Annotated in this window: 8 protein-coding genes and 1 pseudogene; all 9 read right to left on the bottom strand. The window is 60.5% G+C overall.

Annotated elements, in window-relative coordinates; translation table 11 throughout:
- Positions 1 to 43 precede the first annotated feature (43 nt).
- Positions 44 to 1855: a hypothetical protein gene (locus H8L67_RS00455; RefSeq protein ID WP_220379850.1), complete on the bottom strand. Its 1812-nt coding sequence runs from the start codon at positions 1853 to 1855 to the stop codon at positions 44 to 46.
- Positions 1852 to 2781, bottom strand: a complete 930-nt coding sequence (locus H8L67_RS00450; protein ID WP_220379849.1) for an ABC transporter ATP-binding protein — start codon at positions 2779 to 2781, stop codon at positions 1852 to 1854. The genes H8L67_RS00455 and H8L67_RS00450 overlap by 4 nt, the downstream gene beginning before the upstream one ends.
- Positions 2778 to 3188, bottom strand: coding sequence for a GntR family transcriptional regulator (locus tag H8L67_RS00445; RefSeq protein WP_220379848.1), 411 nt, complete (start codon positions 3186 to 3188; stop codon positions 2778 to 2780). The genes H8L67_RS00450 and H8L67_RS00445 overlap by 4 nt, the downstream gene beginning before the upstream one ends.
- A gap of 94 nt (positions 3189 to 3282) precedes the next feature.
- On the bottom strand, positions 3283 to 4497 hold the full coding sequence (locus H8L67_RS00440; RefSeq protein ID WP_220379847.1) for an NAD(P)/FAD-dependent oxidoreductase: 1215 nt from the start codon (positions 4495 to 4497) through the stop codon (positions 3283 to 3285).
- Between the two features lie 82 nt (positions 4498 to 4579).
- On the bottom strand, positions 4580 to 5422 hold the full coding sequence (locus H8L67_RS00435) for a ribonuclease H-like domain-containing protein (RefSeq protein WP_434063407.1): 843 nt from the start codon (positions 5420 to 5422) through the stop codon (positions 4580 to 4582).
- A pseudogene (locus H8L67_RS00430) lies at positions 5419 to 7758 on the bottom strand (DEAD/DEAH box helicase); the annotation flags it as partial. The gene H8L67_RS00435 and the pseudogene H8L67_RS00430, both read right to left, overlap by 4 nt.
- Before the next feature lie 111 nt (positions 7759 to 7869).
- Positions 7870 to 9570 carry an exodeoxyribonuclease V subunit alpha gene (gene recD, locus H8L67_RS00425; RefSeq protein WP_220379845.1) on the bottom strand — a complete coding sequence of 567 codons (1701 nt, stop codon included), beginning with the start codon at positions 9568 to 9570 and terminating at the stop codon, positions 7870 to 7872.
- Positions 9567 to 13115 carry a UvrD-helicase domain-containing protein gene (locus tag H8L67_RS00420; protein WP_220379844.1) on the bottom strand — a complete coding sequence of 1183 codons (3549 nt, stop codon included), beginning with the start codon at positions 13113 to 13115 and terminating at the stop codon, positions 9567 to 9569. Before H8L67_RS00420 ends, recD begins: the two co-directional genes overlap by 4 nt.
- Positions 13112 to 16663, bottom strand: a complete 3552-nt coding sequence (gene recC, locus H8L67_RS00415; RefSeq protein ID WP_220379843.1) for an exodeoxyribonuclease V subunit gamma — start codon at positions 16661 to 16663, stop codon at positions 13112 to 13114. The genes H8L67_RS00420 and recC overlap by 4 nt, the downstream gene beginning before the upstream one ends.
- Positions 16664 to 16680 lie beyond the last annotated feature (17 nt).

Genomic DNA, 16680 nt, shown 5'->3' with positions numbered 1-16680 from the left:
AACGCAAAACACAGCAAGGTCAAGCACAGGGCGACGCGCGTAGTCATTGCTGCCCCAGCGCTTTTGCGAAGCGGTCCCGAAACATCCACCAGAAAGCCAACACAGCGGGCAGGCCGATCACGGTACACACGGCGATCCAGGTCCAGCGTTCACGGGCGGAAAAAGCTTTGTTGCGAGTCAGCCCCCATGTCAGCACAAAGGCGAGCAAACAACAGACCAACGCCAGGCCTTGGATGTAGCGGGGCAGTGCTTCCGGTGACGCGCGCAGTGCATCTTCCGGGGCAAACAGATCTTGGGCTTGCAGACACAAGGCGCGCAATACGGGCGACAACCAGGTGATGCGGCTCGGATAGAGCGCCGGCAAATCTAGGTTCAGCGCACGCCGCGCAACTTCATGCGAACGTCCTTGCGCATCCACTTGCAGCACTTGTTGATAGGGATGCTGCAATTCGGATGACCACACGCCCCAGGTATAGGTGGTCGAGATGAGGTAGCCATCCAACAATTCCATGGTCGCCACCATGCTCAAGCGACCGACCTCAGAACTCAACGGAATGCGCGCGATCGGTTTCAGCACTTGCAAGGTGTTGGCCATCTCACGTCCGGCGTAGATGTACATGGCGCGATGACTCAACACCATGAAGTTGTCGCCCAACGGTTCCGGAGACTGCGCCATGACTTCGCCTTCGGGCAGACGCACACGTTCATAGACCCGTTGTGTCGTCGCGTCGTATTGATAGGCGGCACGGCTATTGAACAAGAAGCCATAGCCGCCCTCGCGCGTCGGTGCGGGGAAGGCCGCCTGTGTGTCGCCCACACCCAACGCCCCACGTGCGCGACGGTCGCCGGTGCCGTAGCCGATGAAGCGCATGCGATCGTGGCTGAACACCCAACGGATGCCGTGCTCGACGTCGTCGAATTCCATCGGCGACGGATTGGTCAGTGAATGTCGAAACGTTTGCGTCCGCATCGGACCGCCGAGATAGACATCGGACAACGCAATTTGCTCACGCCAGAACTGCGCATCGTTTGATGTGACATCACGAAGCCCCATCAACAACAACTTGCGTCCGCCTTCAGTCGGGCTGCCTTGCAGTCGATCCGCTTCGATGGCGCCGCCGGCGGGTGCCGTCGTCAGCGGATGGGTGCCCGCGACATTCATGGCCAGCTCGTAGCCGTAGCCTAAGATCCAGATCAAAAAGTAGGCGGCCAGTTGCACCGGCAGTGCCACCGCCAGGGCGGCCGCGGATTGCGTCGGGATCGCCGTCGGATCCGGCTTGAACACGATCGCAATCAGCACCGCGATGACCACAAGAATCGTGACTTGCACGGCCAGCATGCCGGGGCCGTTGGCGTGCGCAAACATCAGCAGCGTTGGCAACAGGAAGATGGCAAAGGAATAACGCCGGTTGCCGATAGCGGCGAAGCACCCTGCCGCATAACCGATCAGTGCGATCAAACCCGCGCTCACACCTAGCAACCAGTGGCGGACATCCACCACACGCGGCGTAGCCAACTCCTGATACAGCGCCAAGATGAAAATCGGCAGCATCGTGGCAACGATCAGCCAAAAGGCGCCGGCACCGGTCAACGCACCGGCAATCCCCAAACGATGTACGGGTCGATGCATCAGATTCAACCAATGGTTGGCGCGGCGATACGTCACCATCTGATACAGCCCGAGCAGCGCGCCGGCCACGAGGTAGACCATCGCGAAGACTTGATAGACGAAGATCGGTTGCTGCGCGAGATCAACGAAACGACTGACGAGCCCCAGCACGGCGACGTGCACCACGAACAAGGCGGCGGCCCAACAACGAAAACGCAGCAGCTCGCTGTTGAATAGTTGGATCATGGCGATGATTTCCGTTCAGGTGTTTTGTGTCCGGCAGCAAGAAAGGCGTTAACTGCCCGATCCAAGCTCACCGGCATGGTTTGGACGCTGCGCGCGCCTTGCGAACGCAACCAGGTGCCGAAGTCTTCGTCGCGGTCGAACATCAGAAAGTGATGCAGGCCATCGATGCGCTGCATTTCAAGCAAGCCGTCAATGCTGTTCGGATCCGGGCCTTTGAACGGAATGTCAGCAATCCAATGGCTGACACGCGCGGCAAAATCCTCCGGCGCAGACATATGTTTGAGGCGCCCGTTCTCGAGAATGATCAGGTTGTCGGCAACCCGTTCGATCTCTTCCATCTGGTGTGAGCAGTAGATGATCGTGCAGGCTTCGGTGGCATTGCTGTACATCAAGGCTTCGAGAAATGCGCGCTTGGCAACGACGTCGAGACCGAGCGTCGGCTCATCGAGCACCAGCAATTCGGGCCCTTGTGCCAACGCCAAGGCCAAGTTCAAACCGGCACGTTCACCCCGCGAAAGTTGCGAGACTTTTTGTTCGGGCAAGACGTGGTAATGCCCCAGCACTTTGTCGAACACCGCTTGATCCCAGCCGGCGTATTGGCTGCGCTGGAGCGCGACGATTTGCGCGACGCGCAACCACGCCGGCAAGGTGTGTTCTTCATTGACGAAGCCAATGCGGCCCCGATCGGCGAAGGTGAGCGTTTGACTGTCTTTGCCCAAGATGTAGGCGCTGCCGCTGCTCGGCGTCTGGAAACCAAGCAAAATGCGAAACAGTGTGGATTTGCCCGCGCCGTTGGCGCCGACGATGGCATGGATCTTGCCGCGCGGAATGGCAAGGTCCAAGTGATCAAGTGCGCGCTTGCGGCCGTAAAGCCGGCTCAGGTCGCGCGTTTCGATCACAAGATCGGTGTTGAGGTCATGAGTCATGCGCGTTTCCTCGGCATGTGGAATTCGAAGGCGCGGGCGATCCCGTCCTGGATGTCTTCGAGGGAATAGTCGAGCGGGATCACGTCATGCATGAATCGATCCATGGATTCGTCAAACCGACGTGCGCGCTCGCTTTGCGACAACCGCTGCCGCGGCTTGGCGACATACAAACCAAGGCCTTGGCGCGACTCAAGCCAACCTTCGGTGGTCAGTTCGGCATAGGCCTTGGACACGGTATTGGGGTTGATCGACAGTTGCTGCGCCAAGCCGCGCACACTGGGCAATTGATCGCCTTGGGTCAGTTCCCCGGTGGCGATCTTCATACGCACCGCGTCGGTGATTTGCTTGACGATCGGACGGACATCGCCGGTGGCGATTTGGATGAGTAACGGGGTGGTACGCGCCATGGTGTCTTCTCAGTCTTACTGTACTAGCGCGGACAGTACAGTTGAATCGACGCGATTGTCAACGCCGATGCGACGAAAGCCGGGTTCTACGGCATCAGCGCCCCAATCGCGCGAATGAAAACAGGTTGGCCAGGGGGTGCGTGCGGCCCTCGATCGTGGCCCTGAGCAAGCGCGCGCCAATCGCCGAATAGGTAATGCCGTTGCCCCCGTAAGCCATGGCGAACAGAACGTGGGGCGGATGCTCCGGGTGCGGGCCGAAGAAGGGCAGGCCATCCTCGGTTTCCGCAAATGTGCCCGCCCAGGCGAACGAGGGGCGAAGCGCGACATCCGGGAACAATCGCGCCGCTTTGCGCTGCAAGATGTCTGCCTTCTTGGCCAAACGTACGTCGCGCTTGACCGGGATATCGACCGCATCATCTTCGCCGCCCATCAGCACCCGATGGTCGGACGTCGCGCGCGCATAGAGGTAGGGGCGTGCACTTTCCCAGACCATGGCCTGTGTGAGGGCATGAGGCACGCCGCCTACCACCGGTTCGGAAATCCAGGCGTAACTGCTGCGATTGCGTGCCACACGTTGTTTGATGAAGCCCTGTGATTCGTAGCCCGCCGCGACGATCAAGTGCTTGGCGCGCACCTGAAAGCCGCGCTCGGTCGTCAGTTCGACACCACGCGGGCGGGCGGAGATTTTGGTCAGCCTGCAACGGTCGTGCACCCGCGCGCCTTGCGCCGCCGCACGCATCAGTAGGCGATAGGCAAGGCGATACGGATCGACCTGCGCCGCGACGTCGCTCAAGATCGCTGCCGGTGCATCGATCAGAAACTGCGCCCGGACGTCACCTGCCTCCAGCCAATGCACGGGAAATCCGTGTTTCAAGCGCAGTGCGAATTCCGCCTGCATGGATTTTCGGTGCGACTTCTTGCTGGCATAGTAGAGGCTGCGCGTGAATGCGAATCCCGCGTCGCGCGCTTCGGCGGCAATGTCCGCCAACACCGGAATCGCCTGAAGACATGCGCGATAGGCCAGCAAGGCGTCGGCTTCACCAAAACGCTTCGCGAGCTCGGTCATCGGCGTATCGATTTCGTACTGCAGCAGGGCCGTGCTGGCCGAAGTACTGCCCCACGCCACGTCGCGTTTGTCCAGAACGCAGACCGAATGTCCATTCGCAACCAATTCGCGTGCGATCAACGCGCCGGTGATGCCCGCACCCAACACCACCACATCGCAGCGCACATCGCTGTCGAGTGCCGGAAACGCATGCATCAACCCGTTCTTGACCGCCCAAAACGGATAGCCACTTTTCAGATCCAAGCGAGTTGCCCTTTCTTGCCAATTGTCCGGATGTTCGCACGCGATGGCTTGAACGCATTCGCGTACCGATCACGTTCCTGACTCATTCCTCAGCGACTGGCGATCCGGTTTGGCTAAGGCGCACAAACAAGCGCGCGAGACTCACCACATCCTGATGGTTGTGGGCCAAGACGCGCTTCAACATGTGTGCGCTCCCACCGCGCAAATATTGCAGCCATGCGGCAGGCGCCTCACTGCCCGGCAGGTCGTCTTCACGCACCACGCCCAATACCCGATGTTCGATGGTGGCCAATCGACAATTCTCATAACGGCCTTTCCAATGTCGACGGGACGGGTACAGCAAATCGATGTGGTCGAGTGCGCTGATAGGATCGGCCAAACTCATCAGCCGAAAGCGCGTGCGTAGTAATGGCGCGTCATAGCTCTTGCCGTTGTAGCTCGCGAGTACCGTGCCGGGCGCGAGCCAGCTTTGAAAGGTTTCGAGCATCGCGGTTTCGGCGCGCATGGTGCTGATCGTCAATTGCCGGATTCGCAAATGCGCGTCTTGAATGTCGGCAACACCGATCATAAAGGCGCGCGTGCCGGTTCCGCCTGCCAAACCGGTGGTTTCGGTATCGAAGAACAACAGGTCGCGGGTGTGAACGGGCACGTCGCGGCGATCAAATTTGCAGCAAAGTTGATCCGGCCAGGCGGCGTCCAGAGCGTGAAAGCTTTCCGCCAGCCACAGGCCCTCGGCGATCTCGATGCCCGGGATCACACGGCTGTGTGCCGGTGCTTGCTTGGGCTGGGCGCGTTCTTTCAAACGAATCAGCTTTCGCAAGGCCTCGATCTGCGTGCGCGAATCCGTCGTCGCGACCGCCGGCACGCGCGGCGATGTACCGCTTTCCTGGCGCAGCGCACGTAAACGCGCCAACGAGACGGTCATACCGCGTAGAAGGCTGAGAGCACGGTGAGTGCCAAGGCTTTGGGTGATTGCGCCATTGGCAGATCTTCTTCGAGCACCGGCCCCACGCAGGCCGGGCATCCCGCCCGGCATTCGCAAGCGCGCAACAAAGATTGCGCACGCTCAAGCAATTCGCGTTGACGCTGCCACAAGGGTTCGGACAGGCCGACGCCGCCCGGGTAGTTGTCATACAGATACACCGTCGGCTCGAATCGCGCGATGCTCTCCGCTTCCAAGCCGCCGCCACCGGTGGCGCGTAATTGCCCGCGACCACTGCGATCGCGCACTGCTGACCATGCACCATCGCCACTGCCCACGGATTTCTGCAGATCCGCCGCATCGGCCATCACGGCAATTCTGGCGACAACGTGCAGCGCATGTGCCGCGCCCAGAAAACCTTCCAAGGCCTCATTGCGCGATTCGAACAAGGCATTCAACACCGGCTCAGGCAATTGCCACCAGCAACTGGTGGTATGCATTTCCTGATCAGGTAAGTTGACCGGTCCGTAACCGATATTTTCGTGTGTGTAGTAACGGATTTTCTTGTAGCCCGATACGCGGCGCACCACATGCACTTCGCCGTGATGGACCTGGCCGACACCGGCCACTTCACGATCAAAGCTTTCCAAGACTTTCAGTCGCGTGTAGTCGATTGCATCGGTGTAGTAGTCGACATGGGTGCGGGTGACGTAAGCCTTGCGTCCTTCCCAATCTAGCTTCTCGACTTGGTAGGGAACCGATTGCACCATGTGGATCGCGCCTTCATACAGCATCAACGCCGCACTGCTGAAATCAACCTCGGCAATGATCGTCTGGCGGCCATCGGTGCGATCCACGACCACGAAATTGCCATCAGCCACCGAGCGCAAACTCACCGCATTGGCCGGATAGCTGTCGGCAATCCATTCCCAACGCATGCCCTCTTGGTGCACGACGCCGTCTTCGGCCAGAACTTCGAGATACACATCGGGCACCACCGGGCCGAAAAGGTCGCCGGTCAAAAAAGGCAGCTCGAAGGCCGCGCATCGGATGTGGTCGAGCAAGATCACCGGTTGATTCGGCGCGATGCGCGCATGCTCCGGCGGCGCCTCGGAAAAAAACTCCGGATGGCGCACCACGTATTGGTCGAGCGGATCTGAGCTCGCCACCAAGATACCGAGACTGGTTTGCTGACGCCGCCCGGCACGCCCGATGCGCTGCCAGGTGCCACTGATGCTGCCCGGATAACCATTCAACACCACCACGTCGAGGGCGCCGATATCCACGCCCAATTCCAACGCGGACGTGGCGACGATGCCGTCGACCCGGCCTTCGCGCATGGCACGTTCGGCGTCACGGCGCTCGGTAGGCAAATAACCACCGCGATAGGCACGAATGCGCGCCGGTTTGCGCGGATCGTGATCGAACACATCCTTCAAGTATTTCGTCAGCACTTCCACCATGGTGCGCGACTGCGCAAACACCAAAGTCTTCAATCCCGATTTGATGGCGAGGCGGGAAATCCGGTTCGACTGCGAGCGTGCCGAAGCACGCAGGCCCAAATCAGGATTCACCACCGGCGGATTCCACAGCAAGACATGTTTCTCGCCGCTAGGTGCGCCCGACTCGGTGATGGCTGTGACCGGACGACCGAGCAAGGCTTCGGCATGGGCCTGCGGATTGCCGATCGTCGCCGAACATAAAATGAATTGTGGCTTCGCACCGTAGAACGCACAGATACGTTCGAGTCGACGCAGGACATTGGCCAAATGCGAACCGAACACGCCGCGATAGGTGTGCACTTCATCGATGACCACAAACTTCAAGTTCTCGAAGAACTGCGCCCATTTGGTGTGGTGCGGCAGGATGCCTTGGTGCAGCATGTCGGGATTCGACACCACGATATCGCCGTTCAAGCGGATGGCTTGCCGTTGGTCGCCCGGCGTGTCGCCATCGAATGTGGCGGCGCGAATCCCGAGTTCGCCGGCGCGCGTGAGTTCGATCAGCTCAGCGACCTGATCCTGCGCCAAGGCCTTGGTCGGGAACAGGTACAACGCTTTGCTGTGATCTTTGATCGCCGCGGTGACCACGGGCAGCGTGTAACACAAGGTTTTGCCCGACGCAGTCGGCGTGACGATCACCACATCCTCGCCGCGCGCGACGGCATCCCATGCGGCACGTTGGTGCGAATACAGACGTGTGCGTCCGCGAGCCTGCAGCGCGCGAACCAACGCCTCGGGCAAGGCGTCGGGAAAATCAGCGTATTGCCCTTCACGTGCCGGCACGACGAAGGCGCCGGTGATGCGATCGCGATATTTTCGGGTCAGTCGCGGCAGCAAGGCGGGGTTATCCGCGGGCACTGACGGGACGTCGTTGCTGTGTTCGATTGTCAGTTTTGCCAAGCGGGCCATGTCGCCTCCAATGTCGATGGAGGGTGGCGGTTGTCCGTCTCAGGAGCTGAGACGGCGCTGCAAAGCACCCACACGGGCCACGTGTGTTTGCAGTGCGGTGTTCAACGCCACGTCGCTGGTCCACAGCTGCAGCCGACGTTTCGCGCGCGAGACTGCCGTGTACAGCAATTCACGGGTCAAGAGCTCGGTTTGTGAATCCGCCGGCAGCAGCACGGCGACCTCCGGGTACTCCGAGCCTTGGCTCTTGTGAATACTCATGGCAAAGGCGCACACATGTGCCGGCAGGGTTTGTGTCGACAAACCCATCGGCGCAACGACGCCATCGGCGCCGGCGCGCAAAAACCAGACCTTGCGCTCACCCGCGGCGTTGTCCAAGCACAGACCGACATCACCATTGAACAAGCCCAATGCGTAATCGTTTTGCGAAATCAACACGGCGCGTCCCGGATACCACACCGATTCCGCCTCCACGTGCGCCAACTTGCGTATGGCGGTTTCAATAACGGCGTTGCATTCGCGCGTGCCGAAAGCACCTTGGTGGACGGCACAAAGCAGTTGGCGCTCGGCGACGCTGCGGTGCGCATTGAGGATGGCGGCTCGCTCCGCATCCGTGTCCGCCGGCAGCGGCGAAAATGCGTCAGCCGCTGACAGAGCCTCGCCGATGTCTTCCGCCCACGCAGACAGCGCCGCCTTGAATGCACCCGGATCGGCGAGATCGATCCGCTGGGAATGACCTTCTGACGACTGCAGGGCGTACTCGAACGCGCCGCCATCGCCTGCGCCGGCCGCGTCGTTGAGTGCCTGCAATTGCGGAATCGCGCGAAAGCTATGGGTCAGTTCGACCAACGCAGGTGAGTTGGATGCGCGCATGAAACGCACCAAATCCGAAAATACGGAACCGGTTTCGACCGAAGTCAATTGGTTGGGATCGCCGACCAACACCAATTGGGTGTCGGCATCGAGCGACATCAATAAGCGATGCATCATCGCCAAATCCAACATCGAGGCTTCGTCCAACACCACGATGTCGGCACGAATGCGCACATCACGGGACAACTCGCCCACATATCGATGCACGGTGGTCGGTTCGTGCCGCAGGATGTTGTCGGTCGCACTACGCAAACCCGCATCCGCGGCGCGCATTAAGAGTTCATCCGCACCCGCACGCAAGGCCTGCGACAGGCGTTGCGCGGCTTTGCCGGTGGGTGCGCAGCAGGCGATCCGCGGCGCGCGTTCGTGCGCTTGTCGAAATGCCTCATCCAAACGCACCAACATGCGCAGCACGGTGGTGGTTTTGCCGGTGCCGGGGCCACCAGTCAAAACAAACAAGTTTTGACCCGCTACCGCTGCCACAGCTTGACGTTGTGGCAGGTCGGCGCCATCTGGACGCGGCGCGAACAAACGATCCAAGACGGCAGGCTCCAAAGGCGTATTCGTCTTCGCGTCCAGCAAGCGCGACTGAATGGCGAGCGCAACGCCCTGCTCGTGCGTCCGATTGCGGCGCAGATAGAAATGGTCAAGCTCGACAACAAACGGTGCGTCCGCACATTGCATCAGCGGCTCACCGGCAATTTGGGCGCGTTCTTCCGCAGACATGGCGACGGCAGAATTGCCAGCAAGATCGGCCGCTGCGGCCTTGGCCGCCCATTGCGCCAACAACTCACTGCCGCCTTGGCGACGCGTCCAGTCGGCGATGGCGCGTTCAAGCAAATCCTTCGGCGGCTGCGGCATGTTGATCATGCGTGTCGACCCGTCAATACCTGTTGCACCGCTTCGATCACCTCGTCTTCGAAGCGATAAGACCACACACCTGCTGTGCTTCCCGGTCGCGCCGCACGAAGGAAAAGATAGACCGCCTCGCCCAAATGCGCGGAGCGTTGATAGGTGTCGAGCCGCGTCGAAAGGTAGCGATCCAAGGCCACCACATAAATCAGAGCCTGGAACCGGTAGTAACTTTTGTCCATGTAGGCGACCAAGGCATCGCCGCTGTAGTCTGCATCGGATGACCCGGCGCTATTGCTCTTGTAGTCGAGCACATGAAAACAACCACCGGCATCGAACACAAGATCGATCTTGCCATTCAACAAGCCGTGCACCTCGAAGCTGCGCTCCGGCAGGATCATCCCCAGCCCATGATCGGCCAAGACCTTGCGTAATTGCCCCAAATTGAAATCCGAAATCTCGAAATGAAATTCGAGCTCAGCGCGTGTGTCTTGCGGCGCCAATCTGGAAAGAGAAAAGTCCCCGTCGCTCGCCAATTGCAACGGTGCCGACAAGGCGCGATCCAACATGGCTGCCACCGCCACGGGCAGAGCCGATTTGTCTGTGCCGCGCGGAATGCCAAACGCATCGAGTTGCTGCGTGATCAGTGCAAGCTGCGAAGCCAAGGGCAGCGCAAAATCACGGTGCTCCATCACAGCATGCAACGCGTTGCCTATCTCGGCCCCCTTCACGCCTTCCAACGTCGCGATGTCGTTATTGCCGGCAGCCATGCCCGCCAAAGCATCCGCGGCATCCTGCTCATCATCGGCCGGCGCCGATAGGTGTGCGTGCACCTGCTTGCTCGTGCGCGTCAAGGTCGTGAAGCTGTGATGTTCCGGCAGCGCGCGTGCGGGCTTCGGTGGTAAGACGCGCGCACGTCGCGCCCGGGTGTCGTCTGCCGTGCCGCGATAGCGCACCGGTTCCGAGCTGTCCGGCCAATGCGGCATCAGCATGACGCCCGCAGCGCTTGCGGCATCAGACGACAGCACGTCTTTGAAGTCCTGCAGAATTTCAGCAATAGGAGAAGAAGCGTTCTTCGTGCTATGGACACCATACACATGGCAAGCATGGATGGCGCGCGTCAACGCGACGTACAGCAAGCGGCGACGCTCTTGATCGCGCGCTTCGTCACGCAGTGATTTTGCATCGTCGAACGGCGTCAGACGACGGACGCCCTCGGCATCGGTGTAAATGTAGGGTGTCTGTTCCGGGGCCGGTCCCTTGTGGGCGGTCGGCAAAAATACGAGGGGAAATTCCAGCCCCTTGCTGGCATGCAGAGTCATGACCTGCACGCGCGCTTCATCCGATTCCATGCGCAAGGTGTTCGCCTCGTCGTTGTTTTCATCGCCCTTGATGTCGCTGTCTTCGATTTGTCGCGCCAACCATGCCCATTGCGCGGCCAAGCTGTCGCCGGCCTGTGTATTGCCTTGAATCAACTCGCCCAAATGTCGCAAATCAGTCAGAACGCGTTCGCCGGACTGCGCCGTCAATTGCATCGGCGCCGTGTGCGCGATCACCTGCGCCACCAAGTGCAGCGGACCGTTCTGCAGCCATGCGGCGTGCCAGGCATTCAAGGTATCGGCCATGTCGCGGTCAAGGCCTTCGTTCTCCGACCACGCCAACACCGTGTCGTATGACGCGCCCCAGAGGCTGGTCGCCGCGGCTGCGCGACGGACGGAGGGATCGCCCGCATGTAAAACGGCATGCAACAACACCTGCAGCTCATAAGCGGTTTCGCCACCAAAGACGCTGCGCGTACTTTTTGAGACGGCAGGCACACCGCGCGCTCGCAAGGCGTTGACCATCTCATACACATCGCTGTTGGCATTGACCAGCACCGCGATATTGCCCGGGAGCAATCGTTGATCTCCGATCTTGGCGCTCGGATCTGACAGCAACGCCGCGATCTGATGGGCGCAAGTTGAAAGTGGATCAGGCCGATCCCGGGCGGTCTTCGTTTTGCCGTCGTCGCTATCTTCCTGCGAGCCTTCCACCCACAGCGTCAGCGGCACTGCGGCTTGCCCGCCGACGGTCAAGGGACGATCCTCGCAACGATCACTCGCTTCCACGGTGTGGTAGTGGATCTCTTGACCCTCGCCGCCCAGATCGGGTTTTGTACGGGTGTAGAAATAATTGACCGCCTCGACGTAGGGCGCACTTGAGCGGAAGTTCTTGCCCAAGATCAATTTGTCCGCGGCGGCGACTTGCGTTGCGCGAACGAACACATTCACATCGGCACCGCGGAAGCGATAAATCGACTGTTTGGGGTCGCCGATCATGACCAGGCGGCCACGCGGCGTGCCATCGGGTCGAGCGTAGATCCGATCCAAGATCTCGAACTGGATGTCGTTGGTGTCTTGAAATTCATCCACCATGGCCATCGGCCAGGCCGCATGAAGCGCATCCGCAAGCGGGCGGGCCTCGGTTCCGGCCTCGGCCTCCGCGCGCAATGCATCACGCACGCGCGTGAGTACGGCATCAAACGTCAGTGTGTGCGAAGCCGCCATGCGGCTTTCGCGAAGCATTTGGGCGGACTCGAAAACCCCTTGCCAAAAAGTCAGAACGTTCGCGCGTTCCGTGGCGCGAAGCCACAGCAAGCGTGGAACGATGAACGCTTTGAATGCATCGACTTCGGCATCCGTGGCTGTGCGGGCTTTGTTGAACTGCCAAGGCTCATGAAGCACTGGCGCAAAGGCTTCGGACCAGGTCATCCGGCGCAAATCACCCTCACATTCGTCAAGGTGTGACAAGAAGGCATGGATGGCAGTCGTTGCCTTGCGCCGATCTGTTAAATGGGCAATCGACAGGAATGCTTCAATTTCGGAAGGTGTCAGACCGGCATCCGGCATCCCTGCATCCAACGCGGCCTGTGTCTCTGCGTCCAGCACGTCCAAGGTCCAGCCGTCACTGAAAGTGCGCTGGAAAGCCTTGATAAACGCATCCAGACCCAGTTCCAAACGGGAATCTACATAAGCCTGCCGCAACCCGGTGTCATCGTCGGGCGACACCATGCGTCGCCACAGGTCGCGCGCGATTTCGCCATTCAACTGTTTGCTGTCGATCAGGCTGGGTGCGATGAAGCCCGCGCGCACGGCAAAAGGATGATCGGCCAGAATGCGTTGGCAAATGGCATGCAGCGTACCGATAGCCGCTTGATCGAATCCTGAAATGGCGAGTGCCAGTCGCTGAGCATCGTCAGCGGAACTTGCCTTGTCCTTTGACCAACGCGAATTCAACCACTCGCGCACGCCGTCATGGGTGCTCGGCCGTCCCGAGGCATGCTCGAACGCTGCCTCCAACACCGCACGCACGCGCGCGGAAATCTCCGCCGCGGCGGCGCGCGTGAAGGTGGTTACCAACAGCTCGCGCGGCAATTTATGCTGTTCCAAAATGGCGCGCAAATACAGCATGCCGATGGTGTACGTCTTGCCGGTGCCGGCGCTCGCCTCGATGACGCTGCGGCCATCGCCTGTCAAAGGCAGGGCTTGCCAATGCTCAGGCGACTCGATGATGTTCGCGCTCATGCGTTCACCTCGATGTCGATCAGCGTTTGCAATGCGATCGCGCGCGCTTGCAGTTCGGCATGGGATGCCGAGTCGCGCTTGAAGCTTTGTCCGCGACCCAACAATCGCACGTAGGTCGAATATTGCGATTCGCCCTTGCTTGACTCGCCGCCCGACCATACGCCCGCCACGTCGCCATCCGCCAACGCAACGCTGGACGCCTTCGGGAAATAAGCGACCGGCGTCTGGGCCGCCGACTGGGCCCACTGCACGAGCTGGGACAGGCGCTGACGCAAATCGGATTTCAGGCGCTCGCGCATTTGCGCATCGGCGCGCGCAAACTGCGACTGCCACGCATTCAATCGCTCCGTCCAAGTGGGTGCTTTGTCTTTGCCGTGCGGCAGGACGCAGCAAAGATTTGCATCATCCGGCAGTGCGAGGCGCAACGCCGCCCATTCCACGAACAAGGGCACTTTGACCTTGAAATCCAAGTCCTTGGGCTTCTTCAGGCGCTCCCCTTTGTCGTCCTTGTAATCCAGCAACAGCCAGTTGCCGGCGTCGTCGGTCCACGCCTGACGAATCAAGCCCTGCAAAGACACTCCGGAATCCAGCGTCAGGTCCACTGCGACAACACGCGGCTTCATGCCTGCCGAGAGGAGCGGCGCCACTTGTAACCACGCTTCGTTCAATGCGGTGCGAAGCTTCGACCACGCTTGCCTCCCTGCATCGCCCATCGGCAGCAATCCCTGCGCCGCCAACCAGACCGGCGCGGCATCAGGCACTTGGCGCGAAGGAATGACATCCGAGAAAAACACGCGGCGACCCACACTATCGAGTGCTTCAAAACGCGTACGCAAAGGCTCGTCTTCCGGCAGCTTCTCCTCGGCAACGTCTTCAAGCTTAGTGTTCAGTCGTGTGCGAAAAATAAACTTTGCCGGGTCTTTGTAATAGGCCAGCACTTGCTGCAAGGTCAGCGCGTCCGCAGCGCCGGCTATATGTGCGTTTGCGCTGTGCACATCCACCCACGGCGCCAATGTCGCGGCATCCGGGCTGCCGGCAATGCCGGCAAAGCGATCATCGAAAGAAAACCAACGTGGATCTTCGCCGGTGAAATACTGCGCCGCGAAAGGCTGCAGCGCGTGCAACACACGCCAGGGCGGGGAGGGTGCATCGATGTTTCCGCGCACAGTCGCCGCCGGCGCCGGTTGCCAAGCTTGCAGCAACAAGTCATCCAGTTCTGACAGCGGTGATGCAGGATTCAAAGGCTCGCCCTTGCTGGCACTGCGCCCGAGGTAACTGAGATGCAATTGCTCGCGCGCCGACATGAGCGTTTCCAAGAACAGCCAGCGATCATCGCTGCGTACATCACGATCGCCCAAGGCATGCACCTGCGACATCAAATCCAAGCCGGCATCGCGCGCGCGGCGCGGAAATTCGCCTTCATTCAAACCCAACACTGCGATGAAGCGGAAAGGCACGGCGCGCTGCGGCACCATGCCGGCGAAGGTGATGCCGCCGCGCAGGAATCTGCCCTTGGCGGGTGATGCGTCCAATGCCGATTCCAGCACTTCGCGCACGACGTCGAAATGCAAGCGCGGTGTGGCCTCGGCGGCGTGGGATTCATTGGCCAGGTTTTGAACCATCACCCGCAGCTGGCTCAAGGCCTTTTTCTCTTCGGCGTCGGTCGCATCGATGCGGAAGCTCTTTGCCAACATCGCGTCGAACTTCTGCGCCCACACCGGGCCGGTGAAGCTGTTGGCGGCCAGCTGGTCGAACGCGCGCAAATCACTCAGCAAGGCATACAGGCTGCCCAAAGCTTCCGCTTCAGGGCCATGAATGTCCGCCGCCGGTGCGAGCACCTCTTCCGGCAGGGCGTACAGCACTGGCGTGTCCGTCGACTCGGTGTTGCCAAACACGAAGCCTGCCATCAAGCGGTCCAAGGCCCAAAACAGGGAGTTCTGCGCATGGTTTTTGGGCGCGCCGGTTTCCGTCCGTTGCGCCGCATCGATCCCCCAAGAAGCCCGCGCGCTCGCCAACCATTTGCGCACTGCTTCGGATTCCGTTTCACCCAAGCGATAGGCGCGTGCGATCGCCGGTTGTGCGATCAGGTTGATGATTTGATTGGCAGTGAAGCGTGAACCGGGCATGGCAAGCCAAGCTGCAAATGCCGCAAACAGCGGATGTACGCCGCGCGTGCTGCCATCGCTGATGGCATAGGGGGGCCAAACCGTTCGATCGGCCTCCGCGCCGAACACGCCGGGAATCAATGCGCTGTATGCACCGATGTTCGGCGCAACCACCGCGATGTCGGATGGCAACAGTGGATGGCCGCTTTCTTGTTGGCGCGCAATGGCATCCAAAATCGCATCGCGCACCACTTCCAACTCGCGCACCCGCGTATGGCAAACATGGATGCGCAAGCTGGCATCGTCAGTGCGATTATCCTCGCCTTCGAGCAACGCAATGCGATCTTGGCGAATGCTTTCTTGGACGCGATGCAATCGGTTCTCCGGCACTACATCCTTGTCGTCCAAGTTGTGGCGCACATCGACCAATATCCGATCAGTGTTTTCGGTCAATTGCAGCAGGTAGTCGCGACCCAATCGACCCCAGCGCGCCAGCAGGGGATGCATGTCCTCATGCCAGACATCATCCTGTCCGGCGTTTCGGGTTTCTTCTTGTGCTTCGGCGAGTGCCAAATGCAGCGCCGGCACCGTGGTCTTGCGCAAGCCGGCCCAATACTCGCGACATGGATCGGGCACATGAAACACCACAACGCGACGCAGCGCCGCCGCTTTCAACGCAGCGAGCTCGTTCGGCGGCAAATGGCTGACACCGAACACATGCAAGGGATGCGTCGGTGCATGCGCGTCTTCGGCCAATGCGTGGATGAGGTCGGTGATGATTTCGCCACGATGGGCGCCGGCGTCACGACGCAAGTGTTGCCATAGCGGTGCCAGCAATTCGCGCTCTGTGTTTTGCCAGCCGGCGTGTTTCAACTTGCGGGTGGCATGGCGGAAATCGCCGTGCTGCCACGCTTCAAGCCATTCGGGTCGATAGACCATGTACTGCGAAAAAATGCGTGCCAGCCGGTCAGCCAGTTGAAAGCGACGCACCGCGAGTTCGCCCGCTCGGTCTTCCGGCACCGGCGCCAAGTAACGCGCCAGCCGCGCATCCGACAGGCCCGCCCGCGCCGGCGCGTCCAACACGTCCAAGATGCGCCAGCGCAGATGGTCTGGCTGGTATTTCGGCAATTGAATGGCTTGTCGACCGAGCAAGCGTTTGGCTTCCGCCTCGATCCAAGTACTGGCCAAGGGCACGTCTATGTTGGCGACAATCCCCGTGGGGCCCGCATGGCGGGCCAGCGCTGCCAGCAGCCACTGCCGCATGCCGGGGTGGGCGGCAATCACCGTATGCGGTGCCAAGACAGCGTCGGGTGGCAGCTGGCGCAGCAGATCGAACAGGCCGGGGACCATGGCTTCCAAACGACTTGCGCGCAAAACCACGATGCCCGACGGCGTCTGTCCGGGTGCAAAGGGTTCGAATCCGTGCGCGCTTGCCAAATCCATTGCTGTCATCCGCACAG

Origin of the sequence: Lysobacter soyae, from assembly GCF_019551435.1 — a bacterium.
Taxonomy (GTDB): Bacteria; Pseudomonadota; Gammaproteobacteria; order Xanthomonadales; family Xanthomonadaceae; genus Solilutibacter; species Solilutibacter soyae.
Note: the sequence above shows the minus strand (reverse complement) of the source record. Positions and strands in the feature narration are given on the sequence as shown.